At 59.4% G+C, this 15,059-nt stretch carries 13 protein-coding genes; 6 read left to right on the top strand and 7 right to left on the bottom strand.

Annotated features, from left to right (window positions below):
• Window positions 1–532: 532 nt before the first annotated feature.
• Window positions 533–1,411 (top strand): glycerophosphodiester phosphodiesterase family protein, encoded by an 879-nt coding sequence (locus GGD46_RS19745; RefSeq protein WP_184707000.1) that lies wholly within the window; start codon window positions 533–535, stop codon window positions 1,409–1,411.
• Between the two features lie 89 nt (window positions 1,412–1,500).
• Here the strand turns inward: GGD46_RS19745 and GGD46_RS19740 are convergent, their stop codons facing one another.
• The 7 genes from GGD46_RS19740 to GGD46_RS19710 form a co-directional block, all read right to left on the bottom strand.
• Entirely contained in the window at window positions 1,501–1,956 is a 456-nt protein-coding gene (locus tag GGD46_RS19740; RefSeq protein ID WP_184706998.1) for an RpiB/LacA/LacB family sugar-phosphate isomerase, read from the bottom strand.
• Window positions 1,957–1,967: 11 nt separating this feature from the next.
• Complete coding sequence (locus tag GGD46_RS19735) at window positions 1,968–2,738, bottom strand: triose-phosphate isomerase (protein WP_184706996.1); 771 nt, start codon at window positions 2,736–2,738, stop codon at window positions 1,968–1,970.
• Window positions 2,735–3,511, bottom strand: a complete 777-nt coding sequence (locus tag GGD46_RS19730) for a DeoR/GlpR family DNA-binding transcription regulator (protein ID WP_184706994.1) — start codon at window positions 3,509–3,511, stop codon at window positions 2,735–2,737. Before GGD46_RS19730 ends, GGD46_RS19735 begins: the two co-directional genes overlap by 4 nt.
• Before the next feature lie 113 nt (window positions 3,512–3,624).
• Window positions 3,625–4,563, bottom strand: coding sequence for a sugar-binding transcriptional regulator (locus GGD46_RS19725; protein ID WP_184706992.1), 939 nt, complete (start codon window positions 4,561–4,563; stop codon window positions 3,625–3,627).
• Window positions 4,564–4,690: 127 nt separating this feature from the next.
• Window positions 4,691–5,623, bottom strand: a complete 933-nt coding sequence (locus tag GGD46_RS19720) for a sugar phosphate isomerase/epimerase (RefSeq protein ID WP_184706990.1) — start codon at window positions 5,621–5,623, stop codon at window positions 4,691–4,693.
• A gap of 31 nt (window positions 5,624–5,654) precedes the next feature.
• A complete protein-coding gene (locus tag GGD46_RS19715) occupies window positions 5,655–7,166 on the bottom strand; it encodes a glycerol-3-phosphate dehydrogenase (RefSeq protein ID WP_184706988.1) in 1,512 nt (503 codons plus the stop codon).
• 71 nt (window positions 7,167–7,237) lie between these two features.
• Window positions 7,238–8,788 (bottom strand): FGGY-family carbohydrate kinase, encoded by a 1,551-nt coding sequence (locus GGD46_RS19710; protein WP_184706986.1) that lies wholly within the window; start codon window positions 8,786–8,788, stop codon window positions 7,238–7,240.
• An 880-nt stretch (window positions 8,789–9,668) separates the two neighbouring features.
• On the opposite strand from GGD46_RS19710, the gene GGD46_RS19705 reads away from it, so the two are divergent.
• The 5 genes from GGD46_RS19705 (at window position 9,669) to GGD46_RS19685 (ending at window position 15,013) form a co-directional block, all read left to right on the top strand.
• Window positions 9,669–10,325 (top strand): DUF2291 domain-containing protein, encoded by a 657-nt coding sequence (locus tag GGD46_RS19705; protein WP_184706984.1) that lies wholly within the window; start codon window positions 9,669–9,671, stop codon window positions 10,323–10,325.
• On the top strand, window positions 10,322–11,866 hold the full coding sequence (locus GGD46_RS19700) for a sugar ABC transporter ATP-binding protein (protein WP_184706982.1): 1,545 nt from the start codon (window positions 10,322–10,324) through the stop codon (window positions 11,864–11,866). The genes GGD46_RS19705 and GGD46_RS19700 overlap by 4 nt, the downstream gene beginning before the upstream one ends.
• A 22-nt stretch (window positions 11,867–11,888) precedes the next feature.
• Complete coding sequence (locus GGD46_RS19695; protein ID WP_184706980.1) at window positions 11,889–12,941, top strand: ABC transporter permease; 1,053 nt, start codon at window positions 11,889–11,891, stop codon at window positions 12,939–12,941.
• Between the two features lie 99 nt (window positions 12,942–13,040).
• Complete coding sequence (locus tag GGD46_RS19690) at window positions 13,041–13,988, top strand: D-ribose ABC transporter substrate-binding protein (protein ID WP_184706978.1); 948 nt, start codon at window positions 13,041–13,043, stop codon at window positions 13,986–13,988.
• 269 nt (window positions 13,989–14,257) lie between these two features.
• Window positions 14,258–15,013: a DeoR/GlpR family DNA-binding transcription regulator gene (locus GGD46_RS19685; protein ID WP_313206316.1), complete on the top strand. Its 756-nt coding sequence runs from the start codon at window positions 14,258–14,260 to the stop codon at window positions 15,011–15,013.
• Window positions 15,014–15,059 lie beyond the last annotated feature (46 nt).

Here is a 15,059-nt window from a genome sequence, read left to right as displayed (position 1 = left end):
CCCCTTCACACTTCAGCGGGGTCGGCGCCACATTGCCCACCCAAATGTGCGGCGAATAAGGCCGCAATGTTACAAAACGTAAACGAACTTTAACCGGTGTGGCACCAGCCGAAACCTCGCAGGCTCGCTGGGATTTCAATAGCAACCGCGCGTGCTTTGTCCACAGAACTGACATGATAATGACGGCATTCTAAAGGCATCACGGCTCTTGGGAGCCTCCTTTGCCCCCCCAAATTTTGGACTCAATTGCCGCCTGCGAGACTCAATTGTGGACGAAACACTTGCCACCGACATGACGCGCAGGCGATCGGGCACCACACAGCCAATCGTAACCTCCACCGCGACCGGCCTTACTCTTCTCACAACGCTTTAGCGGGGCCTGGCTGCTCAGATTTCAAGCCTTTGTCATAAGGATTACACCCTCTGTGCATTAATAGACGAACCACCGTCGCCGCCTGAGGTCGACGGGTCGACACAAGGGCTTCTTGTGTCTCTCACCCACCAGGAAATTCCCGCCGAAGAAAGTCTGCCCATGTCCGGCTCGACCGCTGCCGCCGCCTCCATCTCGTCCCGTTCCTCCGAAATTTACGATCTCCTGTCGCGCTCCAATCGAGAAATCATCACCATAGCTCACCGCGGGGTGTGGTCGGCGGCACCTGAGAATTCGCTTGCCGCAATCCGTGCTGCCGCCGAACTCGGCGTCGAGTTCGTCGAAATCGACACGCAAACAACCGTCGATGGGCATCTCGTCGTCATCCATGACAAGGCCCTCGACCGGACGACGTCCGGTAGCGGCATAGTTGGAGCAAGCAGCTTCTCCGCCGTTCGCGATCTCCGCCTTCGCGACGGCGCAGGCGGAGAGGCAGCCGCACTCACTGATGAACGAGTGCCGACTTTGGAGGAAGCTCTCGAGGAAGCTCGCGGGCGGTTGTTCGTCAATATCGATACGAAGTTTCCGCATGAATTGCCGCTGGTAATCGCCGCGGTCCGACGGCTAGGTGCGGAAGATCACGTGATCATCAAGTCGGATGTTGTGCCCGAGAGCGGTGACTTTCCCGTGCTCGCCGCCGACTGGTTTGGCTCCATTCCGCACATGCCAATGTTCCCTGTCAGGTCGGGCAAATTTGCCGTCGATCTCAGGCTCATCGAGGCGCTGCGCGCACCGATGGCAGAGGTAAAGTTCACCGATATCGCCGACCTCGCAGCCGGCCGAGAAGAATTAGAGCGCCAGAACATCCGGCTCTGGATCAATACCCTCGACGTTTCCCACAATCTCGATTTCAACGACAGCCGGGCCGTCAATGATCCCGAGGGCGTTTGGGGCGCACTCATCGAAGCGGGCGTCGGCGCCATCCAGACGGACACCAATGTCGAGTTCAAGCGATGGCTTTCGAGCCGCAAGCCGGCATAAATCCCGCCACCCTTTTCTTGGCCCTAAAAACAGACAAGCCCGGTCGATCGTGTGGATCGCCGGGCTTGCTGCGTCTTGGGAGACTGGTCTTAGCGAGCGTTGTACTTCGCGTCGACTTCGTTGATGGCGTTAACGTTGCCGGCCGAACGGCCCTTCTCGTCGAAGGTCTGCGCCAGGAAGGCGTCGGCGATAGCCTTGGCAAGCTCCGTGCCGATGACGCGAGCGCCCATGGTGATGATCTGGGCGTTGTTCGATAGCGCGGCGCGCTCCGCCGAATAGGTGTCATGCGTCAGGGCCGCACGGATGCCCGGCACCTTGTTGGCAGAGATGCAGACGCCGATGCCGGTGCCGCAGACGAGGATGGCCTTGTCATAGGTGCCATCGATGACGCCGGAGGCGACGCGGTCGGCGAGATTGGCATAGAACGCATCCGGACCTTCCTGGGTGCGCGAAACCTCGCTCACTTCGAAACGATCCTTCAGATGATCGGCGAGAACCTTGGCGAGGCCTTCGCCGGCGCTGTCTCCAGCAATAGCAAGTTTCATGATGATCTCCTTCAGAGTTTGCCGGCGCACTTGGCGAGGATGTCGAGATAGCCCTCGACGTTCCAGGCGGAGCGCCCGATGAAAAGCCCGTCGACGTTCGGGCAGGAAATGAGCTCCTCGCAGTTTTGCGGATTGACCGATCCGCCGTAGAGGCATGGAATCTTTCGGCCAAGCGCCCTTTGCGCGACCGCGATGATCTCGGCCTGGCGTGCATCGGCATAGGATGGTTCGGCCGGAATCCCTTTTTCGCCAATCGCCCATACCGGCTCATAGGCCAGCAGGATTTCCGCCTGCTTCTGCTGTTCAGAAAGCTTCGAGAGCGCGCCGACTACCTGTTCACTCAGGATTTCTGTCGCGCGGCCGCTTTCACGATCGCTCAGCGTCTCGCCGATGCAGATGAGCGGGATCAGACCATGACGAACGGCCGCCTCGGTCTTCAGACCGACGGTCTCATTGGTTTCGCCGAAGAATTCGCGACGCTCCGAATGGCCGAGCTCGACGATGTCGAGATTGCAATCCCTGAGCATCAGTGGAGAGATCTCTCCGGTCCATGCTCCCTGATCGGCCCAATGCATATTCTGGGCACCAACCTTGACGGAGCTTTCCGACAGGATCGATTTGACTTCGCGTACCGCGGTGAACGGCGGGATGATGAAGCGTTGGATGCGGGCATCGCGCAGACCATCGGCGACACGCAGGGCCTCGGCGAAGGCGCGCGCTTCGGCGAGCGTCTTGTTCATCTTCCAGCTGGTGCCGATCCAATAGCGGGGCGTCTCTGTCATGTCATATCCTGAGTAGAAGCGATGGTAAGGGCGATATCGTCACGGCGGAACCGTTCGAGCGTTTCCGCGTCCGGCGCACGATCTGTGATGATTGCATCGAAATCGGCGAGATCGGCCATCACATGCAGGGCCGTGTGCCCTATGCGCTGGTGATTGACGAGCAGGCAACTCTTGGCGGCCGATGCGATCATCGCGCGTTTCGCGCGCACGACATTGTCGTCCATATGATAGGCAAGCCTACCGGAGATGGCCGGTGTCGACAGGAAGGCGATGTCGGCTCGCAATCGCGATAGGGCCTCCTCGGTGACGACGCCCAGAAAGGCGTTGAACTTGGCGGAATAAACCCCGCCAAGCGCGATGAGCGTTATGCCGCTTTCATTCCTCATCCTGTCAATGATGGCAGCATTGTTGGTGATCAACGTCAGCGGTCGTTTTTCCAGCAACATCTCGCCGAGAACGGCCGCCATCGATCCGTCATTGACCATCACAGTCATGCCCGGCTCGACCAGCTCCAGCGCACGGCGCGCCATGGCGAGCTTTTCCTCATGGCCCTGACGCTCGCGAAAGCGGAAATCGCTCTCGAACTGCGTGCCGGCATCGATCGTCGCGCCGCCGCGAACCTTGCGCAGCACGCCCGCCTGCTCGAGATCATCCAGATCGCGATGAATGGTCATCTTGGACACGACGAAGCGATCGGCCAGATCGTCGAGGTCGACGGTCTTGTGCTCGACGAGCAGATTGATGATCGATTGCTGGCGCTCTTCTCGCTTCACCCTACCCTCCGGCCATTGCCCGAGTGGAATTGGGAGAAATATAACATATCAATATCACAATTCAACATTTCAATTGTGATATTGATGCGAAATCACGTTACAAACTGCGTCGACTACACTTTCAACAAAGCCCGCGCTGTTCGTTCATCGGTAATCAAACCGTAGAGACAGCGGCTTTTCAGCACGGCCCGGATGGCCTCGACCTTCGGCAGACCACCGGAGAGCGCAACCAGTCGTTCCTCTTTCGAACGCGGCAGCGATGCTGAAAGCGTGCGCGCCGTCAGCGTCGTTTCGAGGATATTGCCTTCCGCGTCGAAGAAATGGCCGAGGATTTCGCCGACGCCGCCGGCTGCGGTGACTTCCTTGATCTCGCGCGGCTCGACCATGCCGGACAGGACGAGCTGTGCTTCCGTATCGACGGTGCCGAGACCGACAAGTTTCAGCTCGGCGCCGTTGGCAAGATCGAAGACTTCCCTGACACCGCGCTGCGCCAGAAGAACGTCGCGATCCTCGCGCGTATTGGCAAAGAACGGCACCGGCATCACATGCGCCTGCATACCGGTCTTTTCAGCGATGCGGTGCATAACGTCATAGGGATTGGCGGCATAGTTTCTGGTCAAACCACCGAGCAGCGACACGAAGCGCAAATCCTTGGCATTGACCCGTGCCAGATGATGAACGGCCGACGACAGCGTGCGGCCATGGCCGAGGCCGATGACCTTGTTGCTGCCGCTCTCGATCTCCCGGCGGAGGAAGCCGGCGCCAGCTTGGCCGAGCGCGCGAAACTCAAAACCATCCTCACCGAGGTCTGGAGCGACCTCGCAATATTGCAGGCCGAACCGCGCCGACAGCTCGGTTTCCAGCTCAACGCATTCGACGATGTCGCCGTCGATCGTCACTTTCACGACACCCTCGGCGACGGCACGCGCGATCAATCGGTGTGCCTTGACCGAGGGAACGCCGAGGCGCTTTGCCACCTCAGACTGTGTCAACCCGCCGGCATAGTGCAGCCAGGCCGCCCGCACGGCGAGCGAAGCATCAGCATCCGTCATCGACCGTTCCTCTTCATCATGTCACGCATATGGTTCCGCCTGCTTATTCTTGGGGTCCCGATTGCTTTCCTGAGGCATCGCGCATCGCTGATTTGCCTGGAGAATCGGAACTCGATTACCTCTGCGGTTAGATATGCAAGTCACCGACGCCCGTGTCGATATGAGGAGCCCAGAAGGCGACGCTTTCGGCGATCTGCGAGATAACCTGCCGATCGTTCGGCTCACGCTCCTTGAAGGACAGTTCAAGGCAGATCTCGTTATCTACGGCGCCACCTTGAGCGAAGGCCTCGAGAAGCGGCGCAGGCTGGATACGGCCCTTGGCGTTGAATTCCGCAGTAAAAGGGCGGTGCCCACCCTTATCCATAAGGCTCTGCTTGATGTGAATGATCGGCGAAACCTTCGGGACAGCACGCGCCCACGCGTAGGGATCAAAATCGTCCGGGTTTGCGGACGTAACGTCTCCGTGGTCGATGTCGGCCATCATCCACATTGGTATGGCAAATGGCGCCTTCGTCAACCGCTTCTGCAGGGAAAGACAGGCCTCGATCGTCTCGCCGAACTCGCGGCCGATGCTCATCGGCTCCCAAAAGATATAGGAGAGACCGGCAGCGCGGGCATGTTCTGCCACCTCGCCCCAGCAATCGATCGCGATCTGGATGAGCTCCTCGCGCCGAGTAGGATCGTCATAGTCCTTGTAGGTGAAGATCGCGAATTGCGTGCCGACGGAATGTCCGCCGAGCTCAGCCGTGATATCAGCAAAGGTCTTGAACCAGTCGACATAGTAGCGGCGAACGTCCTTGTCCGGATGGCCAAAGTGGTTGAGTCGGCCGTAAGGACCGGTCATGCCTGACGTCACGCGGACGCCGGTGCGCTTCAGCGCGGCCTGCATATCACGCGTCAGACGGCGAATGACAGGCGCCTGCCAGCTTGGATTGATGAACTCATGCGTCAGCTGCAGATCGCGGATGCGCAGATCGCGCGCCACCGTTTCGATCAGGTCGGACGGTTCCGCAAAGCGGTTCACCAGTGGATTGGTGTTGAGTGAAAGCGTCAAGGACATCGATATCGTCTCCCGGCAGATGTCGGTTGGTTCAGGCGGCAAGTGCCAGTTCGGTATCGAACCAGGCGGAGAATGCCGCCTTCTCCTCGAGCGTCATGCGCAGCCCTTCCTTGGTGCGGCGCATCAGCACGTCCTCCGCCTTCTGCGCCCATTCGGAAGCTGCCAGATAACGAGCCTCGGCCTCGTAGAGATTGCCGCCGAAATGGCGGCCGAGCCCTGCGAGCGAGGTTGCGTCGCCAACGATGAGCTTGGTGCGCGCACCGTAGAGATGCCCATAATGATTGACGAGCGCGCGCGGCATCCACGGATAAGCGCTACGGAGCGTATCCGTGAAAGACACATAATCGGCATTTGGAATTTCACCGCCCGGCAACGTGGCGCCACGTGTCCAGTCGTCGCCCATTTTCGGAAAGAACCGCGCGAGCTTCTGCATCGCATGTTCGGAGAGCTTGCGGAACGTCGTGATCTTGCCACCGAAGACATTCAAAAGCGGCGCGCCACCGGTCTCATCGAGATCGAAGACATAGTCGCGCGTTACAGCAGACGGATTGCCCTTGCCGTCGTCGAAGAGCGGGCGCACGCCGGAGAAGCTTTCCAGCACGTCGGAACGGCGCAGCTTTTCCTTGAAGTAGCGATTGACGGCGGTGATGAGATAATCGATCTCCTTCTCGTCTGCCTTCACCTCTTCCGGCTTGCCTTCATAGGGAATGTCGGTCGTGCCGATCAACGCCTTGTCGCCTTCGTAAGGGTTGATGAAGATCACGCGCTTGTCGTGGTTCTGCACCAGATAGGCCTGCTGGCCGTTCCAGAATTTCGGAACGATGATATGGCTGCCCTTCACCAGACGGACACTGCGGCTGCTGTTGGAGCCGGCAACGCGGTGGACGATATCGTTGACCCAGGGGCCAGACGCATTCACCAGCGCCTTGGCGCGCACGGTGCGCACCTCTCCTGAGCGCTCGCTTCGCATCTGGACGATCCAGACGCCCTGATCGCGGCGGGCGCTGATGCAGGCCGTCCGCGTCAGGATCTGCGCACCCTTGGCGGCGGCATCGAGCGCATTGAGGACGACGAGACGTGCGTCATCAACCCAACAGTCGGAATATTCAAAGCCCTTGGAATACTGATCGAGGATCGGAGCGCCCTCGGGATCACGGTGAAGGTCGAGCGAGCGCGTGCCCGGCAGCTTCTTGCGGCCGCCGAGATGATCGTAGAGGAAAAGCCCGAGGCGCACGAGCCAGGCAGGACGATCCGACGGGCTATGAGGAAGCACGAAACGCATCGGCCAGATGATATGGCTTGCGGAATTGAGCAGGACTTCACGCTCGATCAGAGCTTCACGCACCAGACGGAACTCGTAATATTCGAGATAGCGCAGGCCGCCATGCACCAGCTTGCCGGAACGCGAGGACGTTCCCTCGGCCAGGTCGCCTTTTTCGCACATCATGACCGAAAGACCCCGGCCGGCTGCATCGCGGGCGATGCCGGCACCGTTGATGCCTCCGCCGACGACGAAAAGATCAAAGATTTCCGGTTCCATCATGTCATGCTCCTTCGGATGCCTTTGGCATCATCAAATCAAATCTGAATACGGCGCCCGCTCACGGTGCCCGGCTAGTGCTGCGCCAGCTTGTCCCAAGCCGGCGCGATCGCCTGCCGCACATCCTTGTAGGCGTCGAACAGTCGGTCATAGCGCGCAGCATTTTCGGCATCCGGCGCCTCGGCGTCGCCGAGCAGCGGCGTCACCCAGTCGGCGATACAGCTGTCCATGTCGGGGTAGGCACCGATGGCGACCGCCGCCATCATGGCAACGCCGGCAGCACCGGCCTCCTCGCGATCCGAAATGCGCACCGGCGCTCTGACGGCGGCAGAAAGCGAGCCGCGAAGTGCGCGCGAACGGGCAGCGCCCCCGGTGATGCGCAACTCCGACGGCATGTCGCCCATGGCCGCATAGCAGTCACGCGTGGCCATGCCGAGCCCTTCGACCACGGCCCGCAACATGTCGGCAAAGCCGTGCCGCGTCGAAAGCCCGGTGAAACCGGCACGGGCATGGGCGTTGACGAAGGGGCCGCGCTCACCAGCCTCGGAAATATACGGATGGTAGAGTAGGTTCGTCGGGCGCGCTTCGGCAAACCAGGCATCGATGCGCGCTATGAGGTCGGAATGGGAAACTTTCCTGCCGCCTTCGGACATCAGATCGGCTGCAATCCGAAGAATCCAGTCGATATTGATGGTCGCACCCATATTGGTCTGGACCTGGGTGACAATGCCCGGGATCGGCAAGGCGATGACATAGCCGGTTCCCTCATCGTTGAGCTGGACGTCCGGCACGGCTTTCGCACGCATATGGACGCCGGTTGAACCGATCGTCGAGCAGGCGGCATTCTGACCGCCCGTCCGCACACCGGCGCCAAGCGCGGTCATGACCATATCGACATAGCCGAGGCAGACAGGCGTTCCCGCCAGTAATCCGGCCGTTTTTGCCGCGTCAGCGGTTAGAGGGTGGCTGATCTGAGTACCATCGATGATGTCAGGCAGAAGCGAACGCCGGCGCGCAAGGCCGAGCGCATCGATAACGATCGGATCATATTGCCGATTGCGAAAATTGCCGAAGGTGAAGCTTGCTTCCGACGGATCGGTCGCCCGAACACCCGTCAGGTTGAGATAAAGCCAGTCTTTGCAATGAAGCGATGCCTCGGCCCGATCCAGAAGTTCCGGCATGAAGCGGTCCATATGGGCGAGCTGCGTGCCCTGCTGGCAAGTATTGAGGCCCGTGCCGGTCGCCTCGAAGCGGGCGCGATTGTCCGAGCCGGCGCTCAGCCGCGTCACGGTCGGCGCAGCACGTGCATCGAGCCAGAGCCATGCGTCTCCGACAGGAGCATTGCCGGCTCCGACGAGCCATGTGCCATCACCCTGCCCCGTTACCGCAATCGCAGCCGTGCGTGACGCAAGATTCGCCACCTTCTCGCCAAGGCCGCGCAGTGCGCTGATGCAATCCGCCCAGGTTTGCCTCAGCGACTGCGTTACGGAACCATCATCACCCGTCTCATAGCGATTTCGCGCCGACGCGGAGGCGATCTGCCGGCCGGACAACTCGAAGGCGACTGCCTTGAGAACCGAAGTTCCCGCATCGATCCCGATGATGATCCCGTCACTCTTAGGCACTGTGCACCTGCCCCATCACTGCCCGCCCCGCACCGGGGACGCTCGCATTCGCCAAAAACATATTCATTCCTCCCGGTCTTATCCCTAACGCTCGTTTTCAACCATCCGCGCCTACACCCATAGGGGAACGACCCTAGATAGAGCATCAGTCGCATTCGACGCCGCCAAACCATACGCAAATGCAACCACCATATTGATCTCTCATTTATAACACAGAGATATCATAGTTGCAGTAATTTTTTTCTGGTATTGTAATTTTTTTCAGCTAAAATGTACGGCATGAAGTCCTACTCGGATCGGCGACGAAGCTGCCGGAGCGGGCCAAGGAAAAGAACTTTCGGGACGCATGCGTCAAGCGGAGAAGCAAACTCAAGTTGCGATCGCCTTGAGCAATCTCTCCATATTACTTCATTATATCAATGCAATAATGGATTTTTCCGCACTCTAGAAAAGCTCCATTCACAATATGATCGATGACTCCGCGCACGATTGGCAGAATGGAAGCGATAGAGTGTAGGGAGGCGAGGGACTCACGTTTGCGAGAGCACGGAGAACAGACAAAGCCTTGCTTTTGCCGATTGACACCTTCCGAAATTTATAACATATGAAATACGGTTATTAACACAACTCTATCACGGAAGCCGTCGATATCGATGGCCACAGAACCAAGACGGGCGATCGGAGGAGACGGTCACTCGGCATGCTGAGGAGGCTCCTGATGCTGAACTCCCTTTCCCGTCGCGGCACGACCTGTGGCCGAGCGGAATGCCCGCAGGTCCAAGTGCGCGCATTGGCCACAGCTGGATCGTAGCCGGCACCGCAGCACCTTTTCTCCCTCTCCATCAGGCAATCCGGCACAATCGCCGAAGGTCGTTTGAACATGAATACGCAGACTCAATACACAACCGCCAAGCCAACAGGCTCCAAGCTCAAGATCGCAGCCGGCATCGCCGCAGTCGTCATCGTGATTGGCGCCATTGCCGCCGATACCAAGGTCGTCACGATCGGCTCCCAGCACGATGTGCGCGAACAGGGTTTCCAACCGAATAGCTACGGCGCCCAGGAGTTTCCGAAGGTACAGGCGGATATCGAGAAGCGCGCCGTCGATGCGGTGACGCTCGCCACCGCCGTCCTCGCTGATAAGAAGGCGGCGGGCGAGAAATATGGTGTGGCGACCAGCACCGGCCCGGTGCTGCCAGTCTCCCTCACCGGCGCTTTTGGTGACCGCAAGGCCAACCTCAACGAATTCAGAGTCCAGGGCCTTCCCGAAGGCGTTGTCATTCGCGTCCAGACCGGACCGGCGATCAACGGCACCGAGCTTCGCGACGCGACCGGCAATATTCAGTTCGGGCAGTTCACCAACCAGATCGAATATCAGGACGCCGGCTCGGCTATCAACAACGAGATGAAGAAGGCGACCCTTGGCAGCCTCGACCCGGAAAAGCTGACGGGTAAGACGGCAACGATTGTCGGCGTGTTCAAACTCATCAATCCCAAGAACTGGCTTATCACTCCCGTAAAGGTCGAGCTGAAATGAGCCAGGCGAGAGAAAAACAGGCGCGCACGGGCGAAGTTGTTCTCGCCGCCCGTAACATTGCCAAGTCCTACGGCAACGTCCATGCCCTCAAGGGTGTGAATTTCGACATTCGCAGCGGCGAAGTCACGACGCTCTTTGGCGAGAACGGTGCCGGCAAGTCGACGTTGATGAAGATCCTCTCCGGCGTCATACAGCCGAGCTCGGGCGAAATCGTCCTCGATGGCAGCGCTATCAGCTTTGCCTCCTCCACCCATGCTCGCTCCTGCGGCATTTCCATCATCCATCAGGAACTGAGCCTCGCTCCCAATCTCAGCGTCCGTGACAATATCTTCATGGGTCGCGAGATCCTGAAAGGTGGCGTGGTCGATTTTGCCGAGGAAGAGCGCCAGACACGCGCGCTGATGGAGGAGCTCGAAGAGGACATCGATCCGCTCACCCCAGTCGAAGACCTGCGCCTCGGCCAGCAGCAGATCGTCGAGATCGCCCGTGCGCTCTCGGTCAATTCACGTATCCTGATTATGGACGAGCCGACATCGGCGCTCAGTGCCACCGAAGTCGAGGTCTTGTTCAAGGTTATTCGCGATCTGACCGGCCGCGGCGTGTCGATCGTCTACATCTCGCATCATCTCGAAGAGGCGCTGCAGATCACCAATCACGCCGTCGTTCTGCGCGACGGCAATATGACGGCCTATGCCGAGCGCAAGGACATCGATCTCGAATGGATCGTGCGCAACATGGTCGGCGACAATTTCGACCTGGGCAGTCCACCGAGCGGCTACAAGATGGGCGATGTCGCGCTGACGATCGATAACCTCACCGTTCCCGGCCCCTCGGGTGCCGCTTACAACGCGGTCGATCGCATGTCGCTTCAGGTCCGTACCGGCGAGATCGTCTGCATCTACGGGCTGATGGGCGCAGGCCGCACCGAGTTGCTCGAATGTGTCGCAGGTCGCCTGAGATCGAGCGGTGGCCGTGTCCTGCTCGGGAACAGTGACCTCGGCAATCTCAGCATCGCCGGCCGTATCGCCCAGGGCCTGGTCCTAGTGCCTGAAGATCGGCAGCGCGACGGCCTCGTGCAAACGATGACCGTTGGCTCCAACCTGTCGCTCGCCAGCATCGGTGCTTTCACCAAGGGCCTGTTTACGTCGACCGGCCGCGAGCGCTCGCTTGTCGACGCGTCCATTCGCAAGGTTCACATCAAGACCGATGGCGGCGAGGCTGCGATCGGCTCGCTTTCGGGCGGCAATCAGCAAAAGGTCGTCATCGGCAAGATGCTGGCGACGGATCCGAAGGTGATCCTGCTCGACGAGCCGAGCCGCGGCATCGACATCGGCGCCAAGGCGGAAGTCTTCAAGCTTCTGGCCGAGCGCGCCAAGGAAGGTCTGGCGGTCATCTATTCGACGTCGGAAGTCGCCGAATGCCTGAGCATCGCCCATCGCATCATCGTCATGCACCGCGGCAAGATATCAGCCGAATTCGGTCCCGACGTCCCCAAAGAAAAGATCATGGCCGCCTCCGGCGAAGCAGTGGTCGCGCACTAGCCGCATTCATGGAGCACTGATTATGTCAGTCACGAACATCACAGATAAAAAGCCAGTTTCGAACGGACAGCGGCGGAATTTCAGTCTCGTGCGGCTGATCCTGGAAGGGCGCGCCTTCTTCGCGCTGATCGCCATCATCGCGGTCTTCTCCTTCCTGTCGCCCAATTACTTCACATTGGATAACTTTTTGATCATGGCATCACATGTTGCCATTTACGGCATTCTGGCCATTGGCATGCTGCTCGTTATCCTCAATGGCGGTATTGACTTGTCAGTCGGCTCAACGCTCGGTCTGACGGGCTGTGTTGCGGGCTTCCTGATGCAGGGCGTCGTCCTGTCAAGCTTCGGCATCATTCTCTATCCCCCAGTATGGGCCGTCGTGATCTTGACTTGCGTGCTTGGCGGGATCGTTGGCGCAGTCAACGGCGTACTCATCGCTTACCTGCGCGTTCCAGCCTTCGTCGCCTCTCTCGGCGTCCTGTACGTCGCTCGAGGCTTTGCGTTGCTGATGAGCAACGGCCTTGCCTACAACAATCTCGCTGGCCGTCCAGAACTCGGCAACACGGGCTTTGCTTGGTTGGGTTCCAACCGTCTAGCCGGCATCCCGATCAGCGTTCTCGTGCTCGCTGCGCTCGCAATTATCTGCGGCCTAGTCCTCAGCCGCACCGCCTTTGGCCGCTGGCTGTATGCTTCAGGCGGCAATGAGCGCGCTGCCGATCTCTCCGGCGTTCCGGTCAGGCAGGTCAAGATTGCAGTCTATGTTCTGTCGGGTGTCTGCGCCGCGGTTGCAGGTCTAGTCCTATCCTCGCAGTTGACCTCCGCCGTGCCGATGGCTGGCAACACCTATGAGCTAACCGCAATTGCTGCCGTGGTTATCGGTGGAGCGGCATTGACAGGCGGGCGCGGCACCGCGCGCGGTACCATGATTGGCGCCTTTGTCATTGGCTTTCTGTCGGATGGCCTGGTGATCATCGGCGTGTCCTCTTATTGGCAAACCGTTTTCACCGGTGCCGTCATCGTGCTCGCCGTGCTCATGAACAGCATCCAGTACGGACGCCGGACCAAGTCCAGCTGACGCTGCATACGAACTTGTCACTGATCGGAGACTTCCGACCAGTGAAAGAACCGCCGGCCCGCCGGCATCACCAAAGCTCATCAAAAGGGAGAGAGACTAATGTTCAAAAAAGGTTTGCGCATCGTCATGGCAGCGGTTGCTGTGGCGCCGCTTCTGACCGGAGCCGCATGGGCCGCCGGCCAGATCACCGTGATCGTCAACGATCCGTCCAACCCCTACTGGTTGACCGAGGGCAATGTCGCCAAGGCAACTGCTGAAAAGCTCGGCTACACCGCAACGGTCGGTGCCCACAAGGGCGATACCAACACCGAGAGCAACCTGATCGACACGGCTATCACCAACAAGTCGGTCGCCATCATCCTCGATCCGGCCAATGCTGACGGCTCCGTCGGCGCGGTCAAGAAGGCCGTTGCCGCCGGCATCCCTGTTTTCCTGGTCAATGCTGAAATCAACCAGGAAGGCCTTGCCAAGGCGCAGCTCGTTTCCAACAACGCTCAGGGTGCCGCTATCGGCGCGCAGCAGTGGGTCGAAGCCGTTGGCGACAAGGGCAAGTATGCCGAACTCTTCGGCTCGCCCTCCGATAACAACGCCGCGACCCGTTCGAACGGCTATGAAACCGTTCTGACGCAGTACCCGGACCTGCAGAAGGCTGCCAAGGAAGTTGCCAACTGGGACCGCACCCAGGGCCACAACAAGATGCAGTCCATGCTGCAGGCTCACCCTGATATCATCGGCTTGATCTCCGGCAATGACGAAATGGCGCTCGGCGCGATTGCCGCTCTCAAGGAAGCCGGCAAGCTTGCCAACGTCAAGGTCGGCGGCTTCGATGGTTCGCCGGACGCAGTTGCCGCCATCAAGGCCGGCGAATTGCAGTACACGGTTCTGCAGCCGGTCGCAGTCTTCTCCGAAGAAGCCGTCAAGCAGGCCGACAGCTTCCTGAAGACCGGCAAGACCGGTGCCAAGAGCGAAAAGCAGCTTTTCGATTGCCTCCTGATCACCAAGGACAATGTCGCCAAGTACACGGCGCCGTTCGTTCTGGCTCAGTAATGATAACGGGGGTGCCGGAAGCGGCATCCCCATCCTTCCAGCCGCCGCTGGTGGCTTCCTGACAAAACATCAGGCATAACTTGCAGTAATCTCGGTAGCGAACTGTTCTTTCTACTCTTTTTCTCTAGAATTCCATTCGCTGCGGCAAATGTAATCCGCAAGGCTCAGCGTCAGAGGCCAACGTGACAGACAAGACAAGCCCCATTGCCTTCCTCCAGGATGAACTGCCAAGCGACAGCCGGCAATCCCGGCAGATCGCCCGCCGGCAAATGATCGCCGAGGCGGTGATGGCGGAGAATTCCATCCGCATCGAGGATTTGACGGAGCGGTTCGGCATCAGCCTGATGACCGCGCATCGCGATGTCGATGAATTGGTCAACCGCGGCCTCTTGCGCAAGACGCGCGGCATCGTCACGGCGACCGCCACCAGCCTGATCGAATCCAGCGACGTTTATCGCGCCAACCGGCAGGCCAGCGAAAAGAAGATGATCGCGACCGCCGCCATGCAGTTCATCGAACCCGGCCAGGCGATATTCCTTGACGATTCCACCACGGTCCTGCAGATGGCGTCGCAACTTTCGGCCAAAGTCCCGGTGACGGCGATCACCAATTCACTGACCTTGATGAACGCGCTGAAGGATATGCATGATGTGAACCTTTTGGCGCTTGGCGGGCAATATTACAATTGGTGCAACGCCTTCATGGGCCGCATGACCATCAATGAAATCAATCGCCTGCGGGCAGATGTTGCCTTCATTTCTATGTCGGCCATCATCGATGACGTCGTCTTTCATCAGTCGCCCGAGCTGGTAGACATCAAGCGCGCGATGTTCAACAGTGCGGCGCGACGCGTCTTGCTGATGGACCACACCAAGTTCGAGCGGCGGGCTCTGCACAGTTTTGCCGCCCTTGACGAGTTCGACGTCGTCATCGTCGATGAACAGATCCCGGCGACGCATCTCGAACGCATGCAGAGCAAGAACATCAACGTGGTCGTCGCCAGGAGCGACAAAGAACGATCCTGACCATTGCGGCCATATGGCCGGCGCCGGATCCTTCACCATCGGGAGT

It is taken from the genome of Martinezella lusitana, from assembly GCF_014207095.1.
GTDB lineage: Bacteria > Pseudomonadota > Alphaproteobacteria > Rhizobiales > Rhizobiaceae > Rhizobium > Rhizobium lusitanum_B.
The sequence above is the reverse complement of the archived record's forward strand: the minus strand, read 5'-3'. Positions and strand labels throughout refer to the sequence as shown.